General features: G+C 62.8%; 5 protein-coding genes and 1 pseudogene. 2 read left to right on the top strand and 4 right to left on the bottom strand.

Going from position 1 to position 7,647, the window contains the following annotated elements; translation table 11 throughout:
• The first annotated feature begins 68 nt into the window (after positions 1-68).
• Positions 69-1,598, top strand: a complete 1,530-nt coding sequence (locus tag WA070_RS16820) for a cysteine--tRNA ligase (protein WP_422635080.1) — start codon at positions 69-71, stop codon at positions 1,596-1,598.
• 97 nt (positions 1,599-1,695) lie between these two features.
• Here the strand turns inward: WA070_RS16820 and WA070_RS16815 are convergent, their stop codons facing one another.
• From WA070_RS16815 to WA070_RS16805, 3 genes are all read right to left on the bottom strand, one after another.
• Entirely contained in the window at positions 1,696-3,561 is a 1,866-nt protein-coding gene (locus tag WA070_RS16815; RefSeq protein WP_422635079.1) for an ABC-F family ATP-binding cassette domain-containing protein, read from the bottom strand.
• 271 nt (positions 3,562-3,832) lie between these two features.
• Entirely contained in the window at positions 3,833-4,693 is an 861-nt protein-coding gene (locus tag WA070_RS16810) for an SMP-30/gluconolactonase/LRE family protein (RefSeq protein ID WP_422635078.1), read from the bottom strand.
• An 11-nt stretch (positions 4,694-4,704) separates the two neighbouring features.
• The gene (locus WA070_RS16805) at positions 4,705-5,853 is read right to left on the bottom strand and encodes an aldose epimerase family protein (protein ID WP_422635077.1); all 1,149 of its coding nucleotides are present in this window, start codon (positions 5,851-5,853) and stop codon (positions 4,705-4,707) included.
• Positions 5,854-5,970: 117 nt separating this feature from the next.
• Here WA070_RS16805 and WA070_RS16800 point away from each other — a divergent pair, with 117 nt between their 5' ends.
• Positions 5,971-7,275 carry a sugar MFS transporter gene (locus WA070_RS16800; protein WP_422635076.1) on the top strand — a complete coding sequence of 435 codons (1,305 nt, stop codon included), beginning with the start codon at positions 5,971-5,973 and terminating at the stop codon, positions 7,273-7,275.
• Positions 7,276-7,520: 245 nt separating this feature from the next.
• Here WA070_RS16800 and WA070_RS16795 read toward each other — a convergent pair.
• Positions 7,521-7,647, bottom strand: a pseudogene (locus tag WA070_RS16795) (GntR family transcriptional regulator); the annotation flags it as partial.

The following is a 7,647-nucleotide window of genomic DNA, read 5'->3' as shown; positions in this document are numbered from 1 at the left end:
CACCTCCCCTGCAAGGGGAGGATTTTCTTAGGATTGACCACCGCGCCGCTTCGCGCCATCGCAGCGCCATGTCCGACGATCAGCATATCCCCGCCCCGCTGCGCCTGTTCAACAGCCTGACCCGCGCGATCGAACCCTTTGCGCCGATCGAGAGCGATCATGCGCGGGTCTATAGCTGCGGGCCGACCGTTTATAATTATGCGCATATCGGCAATTTGCGCGCCTATGTCTTTACCGACACGTTGCGCCGGACATTGTTGTGGAAGGGGCTGCGCGTCACGCATGTTATCAACATCACCGATGTCGGTCATCTGACGTCCGATGCCGATGCGGGCGACGACAAAATGGAGGCGGCGGCGCGCGCATCGGCCAGGAGCATCTGGGACATTGCGGCCCATTATACCGAAGCGTTCAAGTCCAACATCGCCGCGCTCAACATCATAAGCCCAAGCGAATGGACGGTCGCGACCGACTATGTGCCGCAGATGATTGCCTTTGCCGAGGCGATTGCCCCGGCGCATTGTTATGAACTGGACAGCGGGCTGTATTTCGACAGCGCTTCGGTGCCGGACTATGGCGCGCTGGCTGGGGGGCGGGACGACGCCGCCCACGCGCGGATCGACCCGGTGGCGGGGAAGCGCAATCCGTCGGACTTTGCGATCTGGCGCAAGTCGCCGGTCGGTGAGCAGCGGCAGATGGAATGGGACAGCCCATGGGGCAAGGGCGCACCGGGGTGGCATCTGGAATGTTCGGTGATGAGCCAAGCGCGGCTGGGCCAGCCGCTCGACATCCACACCGGCGGTATCGACCATCGCGAAATCCATCATCCCAATGAGATTGCGCAGAATCAGGCGTTTCATGCCTGCTGTGGCCCGGAGGTGAGCGCGGCGGAAGCGGGCTTTACCGGCGCGCGCTGGTGGATGCACAATAATTTCCTGGTGGCCAGAGAGAATGGGCGGCAGGGGAAGATGAGCAAGTCGAAGGGCGGGTTCACCACGCTGTTTTCGCTTATCGACGCGGGCGTGCATCCGCTGGCCTATCGGCTGCTGTGCCTGTCGGCCCATTATCGCAGCGAGTTGGAATTCAGCGCCGAAGGACTGGCCGCTGCGCTGACGCGGTTGAAGCGGCTGGTGATGGGGATCGAGGGGTTGAAGGCGCGGGCGGAGGGTGTGACGTGGCAGTCGCCGCGCCTCGACTATCTGCGCGCCAATTTGCATCCCAAGCTGACGCCGTTGCTGGAACAGTTCGATGCGGCGATCAGCGATGATTTGATGACGCCGCGCGCGCTGCCGCTGCTGGAAGAGGCGATCGCGCTCAAGAAGGTGCCGGTCGATGAAAAGCTGTGCCTGATCGCGGCGTTCGATGCGGCTTTGGGGCTGAACCTGATGACGCTGACGCGCGCGGACCTGCGAGTGGCGCCCAAGGATGCGCAGATTACGACGGAAGAGATCGAGGCGGCGCTGGAACGGCGCACTGCTGCGCGGGCGGACAAGGATTTTGCGCTGTCGGACGAAATTCGCGATACGCTGGTCGCGCGCGGCGTCGAGGTGATGGACGGCGATCCGCTAAGGTGGGATTGGCGGTTGGTGTTGGGGTAATGCCGCCTATAATCCGTTCGCTTCGAGCGAAGTCGAGAAGCCTGTAGCGCCGCGTGCGCGTTTCTCGACTTCGCTCGGAACGAACGGATGTCTGGGCTTATCCCGCTTCCAGCGCCGCACTGGCTTCCATCCAGACTTCTTCGGCGATTTCCAGCTTCTTTTCGACGGCGGCACGCTTCACCATAAGCTGACTGGTGGTCAGCTTGGCTTCCGCGCCAGTCGCCTTTTTCGGGTCGGCCAAAGCTGCGTCGATCCGGCTGCGTTCGGCGGTCAGCGCCGCCATTTCGCGTTCGGCTTTGTTGGACGCGTTCTTGAGTATCTTCTGCTTTTCGCGCCATTGCGCGGCGGCTTTCTTGTCGCCCTTGCGATCCACCTTGGGCGCGTCGCCGCCGCTGTTGCCGTCGGCCTTGCGCAGGATGATGTCGGTATAATCGTCCAGCGACCCGTCGAAGGGCTGGGCTGTGCCATTGTCGACCAGCACCAGCCGGTCGGCGACCAGTTCGATCATGTGCCGGTCATGCGATACGATGACCACCGCGCCCGAATAATCGTTGAGCGCCTGCACCAATGCTTCGCGGCTATCGACGTCGAGATGGTTGGTCGGTTCGTCCAGGATCAGCATATGCGGCGCGTCGCGGGTGATGAGCGCTAGCGCGAGGCGTGCGCGCTCGCCACCGGACATGCTGCCGACCTTTTGCACCGCACGTTCGCCCGAAAAGCCGAAGCGGCCAAGCTGCGCGCGCACAGCGCCGGGCGTCGCGCCCTTCATAACACGCGTCATATGTTCCAGCGGCGTGTCGGTGACGTCCAGTTCCTCCACCTGATATTGAGTGAAATAGCCGACGTTCATCTTTGGCGAGGACGCCATTTCGCCCTCCATCGGCGCGAGTTGCGCAGCGATCAGGCGGGCCAGCGTCGTCTTGCCGTTGCCGTTGCGGCCCAGCAGCGCCAGCCGGTCGTCGGGGTCGATGCGCAGGTTGATGCGGCGGAGGATGGGCGTTTCGTCATAGCCAACCGACGCCATGTCCATGGTGATGAGCGGCGGGCGCAGTTCGGCAGGGCTGGGGAAACCGAAATGCAGCGTGGGATCTTCGATCGCGGCGGCGATCGGCTGCATCCGGGCCAGCGCCTTGGCGCGCGACTGCGCCTGCTTGGCAGTCGAAGCGCGGGCGGAATTGCGCGCGACATATTCCTGTAGCTTGTCGCGCTCCGCCTGCTGCTTGTTGCGCGCCGATTCGAGTTGGGCAAGGCGTTCGGCGCGTTGCCGTTCGAACGCGTCATAGCCGCCCGGATAAAGGGTGACCTTGCCGCCCTCCAGATGGAGGATATAATCGACCACATTGTTGAGCAGGTCGCGTTCGTGGCTGATGACGACCACGGTGCCGCGATAGGCTTTAAGGAAATTTTCCAGCCACAGCGTCGCTTCGAGATCGAGATGGTTCGATGGCTCGTCAAGCAGCAGCAGGTCAGGATTGGAGAAGAGCAGCGACGCCAGCGCCACGCGCATTTTCCAGCCGCCCGAATAGCTGTCGAGCGGGCGACCCTGCATTTCCTCGTCAAAACCAAGGCCAACGAGGATGCGGGCGGCGCGCGCCGGGGCGGTATAGGCGTCGATCGTCGTCAGCCGCTCATAGATATGGCCAAGGCGATCGGGGTCTTCGGTATGTTCGGCCTCCGCCATCAGGATGGCGCGTTCCTTGTCCGCCTCCAGCACGGTTTCGAACGGCGTGGCGGTGCCAGAGGGCGCTTCCTGCGCGATATAGCCAAGGCGGGTGTCGCGCGGCATGTCGCATGACCCTTCATCGGGGTCGAGCTGGCCGATCATGACCTTCATCAGCGTGGACTTGCCAGCGCCGTTGCGGCCGATCAGGCCGACGCGGCTGCGCGGGGGAAGCGCGGCTGCGGCGCGGTCGAGGATGGTGCGGCCGCCAAGGCGCACGGTAATGGCATTCAGATTGAGCATGGCCGCGCTTTAGCAGGATGCGTCGCGCAGGGAAGGGCCTTGCGTGCGATTGCGTAAAGCCGGGCTTCGCCATTGATCGCTGCGGTCAGGCATAGGGAGGGAAAGATGGTCGTCCCGGACAGCGCACAGCGCGTGCAGTCGCCAAGCTGCTGTCCGGGATCACAACGCCGTCCGTTTTGGAGAGGACATGACAGCGCTGTCTCAGGCGATTAATCAGATTCGCGCGTTCAGTGCAAGAGGCAATCGGAATCCTCCTGCCAATGCAGCGCCATTAACCGGCGTAGAGGTGGGTCGGCAGCCCGCGCACCCCGCAATCGAGGACTTCGAACAGGCCGCCATCATGTTCGGTTGGATCATTCAGTCCGATGCGCGCGGACGTGACGAACATCCGGTCGAGGTCGGGACCGGCAAAGCTGATGTTGGTCACTTGCCGCGCGGGTAAGGGAATTGCGCGATCGAGCGTGCCGTCGGGCGTGAAGCGGCTGATCCGGCCCCCGCTCCAATGCGCGACCCAGATATGCCCTTGCGCGTCCACGGTCATGCCGTCGGGATAGCCATCATCGTCGGTGAAGCGCAGGAAGGGCTGGCGATCGGTCGCGCCGTCCGCCGTGCGCTTGAAGCGATATATTTGCCGTTTGGCGGTGTCGCTATGATAGAGCCAGCGGCCGCAGGGCGAGAAAGCGGGACCATTTGGCACGCGATAGCCGCTGTCGATGACCGTCCAGCTATGGTCGGGGGCAAGCCGATAGAGCGCGCCGCGATCATGCTCTTCGGCCATGTCCATCGTGCCGCACCAGATATGCCCCTGCGCATCCGCTTTCCCGTCGTTCATGCGGTTGCCGGGGAAATGCGGTTCCGGGTCGCCGATCGGCGTGATGACCAGCGGGTCGAGTCTGATGGTGGCGAAACCGCTCTGAAAACCGCCGATGAAGCCGCCGCCAGTGCGCTCCGCCACCCAGCCCAGCGGTTCGGGCATGGCCCAGCGTTCTACCGCACCGCTATCGAGCGACAGGCGACTGAGCGCGGGCGCAAGAATATCGACCCAATAGAGTGCATTCTCGCGCGCCGACCAGAGCGTGCCTTCACCCAGACTATCCGCGACGTCGCGTTCGATCTGCCGCCACTGTGCCATGCTCGCCTCGCTTATCGTTTGACCGACAGACGGTAGATCATTTGGTGATGATAGGGTTTACCCGGATCGACGCGGGCCGACAGGAAGGCGGGCTTGTTAGGCGCGTCGGGGAATTTCTGCGGCTCCAGCGCGATGCCGTCACCCATGCGATAGACATGCTGGTTCTTGCCGATGAACGTCCCGTCCAAGAAATTGCCAGTGTAGAATTGTACGCCGGGTTCGGTGGTGAGGACTTCGAGGACGCGACCCGACAGCGGATCTTCCAGCCGCGCGGCCAGACCCGGCGTCTTCGTCGCGCCCTTGTCCAGCGCCCAATTATGGTCATAGCCATGGCCATAGACGATCTGCTGGTCGCGGCCGTCGCGGATGCCGTCGGCCACACGGCGGGGGGTGCGGAAATCGAACACGCCACCTGCCACGGACTTCAGCTCCCCGGTCGGGATCAGCTTGTCGTCCACTGGCGTATAGGCTTTGGCCGGGATCGTCAGCATATGGCCCAGCGCGCCATCGGGCGATCCTTCGCCGCTCAAGTTGAAGATCGCGTGGTTGGTCATGTTGACGATGGTCGGCTTGTCGGTCTTCGCGTCGAACGCAATGCCCAGATCGCCTTTTTCGTCCAGCGTATAGGTGACGGTCACGTCCAGCTTGCCGGGATAGCCCAGGTCGCCATCGGGGCTGGTCAACGCCAGCACGAGCGTCGCAACCGGGCCGCTCTTGAGCGACACGACCTTCCACAATTGCTTGTCGAAGCCCTTGCCCCCGCCATGCAGCGAATTGGTCTTGTCGTTGAGCGGCAGCTTATAGGCCTTGCCATCCAGCGAGAAGGTGCCGCCGCCGATGCGGTTGGCGTAGCGGCCGACGGTCACGCCGAAATAATTGGGATAGTCGATATAGGACTTTGCGTCGTCATACCCCAGCAGCACGTCGGCGACTTTGCCATTCTTGTCCGGCCCCGACAGCGACTGGAGCGTCGCGCCATAGGTCAGGATTTTCGCCGACACGCCCTGCCCGTTCGTCAGGGTGATTGCCTCGATCGCGCTGCCGTCCGTCGCCGTACCAGCGGGTGCGCGCGTAGCCTGAGCCGCCATCGCCGCAACGCTTGTCAGTGAGAAGGCCAATAGATATGACAGCGTTGTTTTCAAAGTTATTGCCTTTCGCATGGACGTCCTCCCATAAGCGCCCCCATTGACGGGCGGTTTTGTGAGATATACTCCGACAAAATATGCAGGCGCAACCCTAATCGGCTGGCCGTGCCGAACTGCACTGGAGAAGGATGAATGGCAGGACCGATAGCATCAGGCGCGGGCGTCACCGCGACGCATAATCCGGGCACCCGTTACGGGCCAGCCCTCGCGCTACTCGCCAGCCTCTTCTTCATGTGGGGCTTTATCACCGTCATCAACAACACGCTGCTGCCGCATCTGCGCAGCGTGTTCGACCTGAGTTACACCCAGACGACGCTGATCGAATCGGTGTGGTTCATCGCCTATTTCGTGGCGTCCATCCCGTCAGCCAAGCTGATCGAACGGGTCGGCTATCAAAAGTCGCTGGTGATCGGCCTGCTCATCATGGCGGCGGGCGCGCTGGGCATGACACTGGCGGCGTCGATCCCCTCCTATGGCGTGACGCTGGCGATGCTGTTCGTGATCGCGTGCGGCATCGCGCTGTTGCAGGTCGCGGCCAACCCCTATGTCGCGGTCGTGGGCAAGCCCGAAACCGCCTCCTCGCGCCTCAATCTGGTGCAGGCGATGAATTCGGCCGGCACCATGCTGGCCCCCCTGTTCGGCGCCTATCTGATCCTGGGCCGGTCGAAGGGTGGCACGGCGCAGGGCGACGTCGTGCTGACGCAGGCCGAGCGGCTGGCCGACGCGCAATCGGTGGTCCTGCCCTATGTACTGGTGGCGATCGTGCTGATCGTGCTGGCGGTCGTCATCGCCCGCTTCCCGCTGCCCGCCATGGGCAATGCGATGACGCGCCACAACAAGGAAGAGCGCAAGAAATATTCGCTGTGGAATCACCGCAATCTGGTGTTCGGGATTCCCGCGATCTTCATCTACCTGATCGCGGAAATCGGCGTCGCGAACCTGTTCGTCAATTTCGTCAGCCAGCCCGACATCGCCAACCTGACGCATGAGCAGGCCGGGCGGTATCTGACTTTCCTGTGGGGCGGGATGATGGTGGGCCGGTTCGCCGGGTCCGCGATCATGCAGAAATTCGATGCGGGCAATGTGCTAGCGGTCTTTTCTATCGGCGCGTTCATCGTGATGCTGGTGACAGTGTTCACGACCGGCCCGGTCGCCATGTGGGCGCTCATTCTGGTGGGGCTGTTCCACTCGATCATGTTCCCGACCATCTTCACGCTGGGCATCAAGGGGCTTGGCCCGTTGACCGAAGAAGGATCGGGCCTGCTGATCATGGCGATCGCCGGTGGCGCGCTGGTGGTGGTGCAGGGCTGGCTGGCCGACAGCTATGGCCTGCAATGGTCGTTCCTGCTGACGGCGGTGTGCGAGCTTTACATTCTGTTCTACGCGCTATGGGGATCGAAAACGACCCATGCGCTGCCCGACCAACAGCTCGGTTAAGGAGCCGGGGGTCGCAAACTGGACAGGAGAAAGGCTGGAACGGGTAAATCCGTTCCGGCCTTTTCTGTATCAGATTCTGCCCTGGCAAGCGCTGGCAAAGTCGGCCTTTTTAAATCCTCCCCTTTGTAGGGGAGGTGGCGCGCCGAAGGCGTGACGGAGGGGTGTCCACTTCTCATGAGAGGGTAACACCCCTCCACCACCAGCTACGCTGGCGGTCCCCTTCCCCGCCGGGGAGGATCTTATTTTTACATGGCGCTTGCGGTGTCTTCGAGGGCGAGGTCGACGAGGGCGGACATGGCGTCGGCTGCGGCCTGTCCGTCGCTGGCGGCGATGGCGTCGTAGACGCGGACATGGTCTGGGATGGGGTTGCGG

The sequence above is a fragment of the Sphingobium sp. genome, assembly GCF_049304695.1.
Lineage (GTDB): Bacteria > Pseudomonadota > Alphaproteobacteria > Sphingomonadales > Sphingomonadaceae > Sphingobium.
This window is presented reverse-complemented; position numbering and strand designations above follow the sequence as displayed.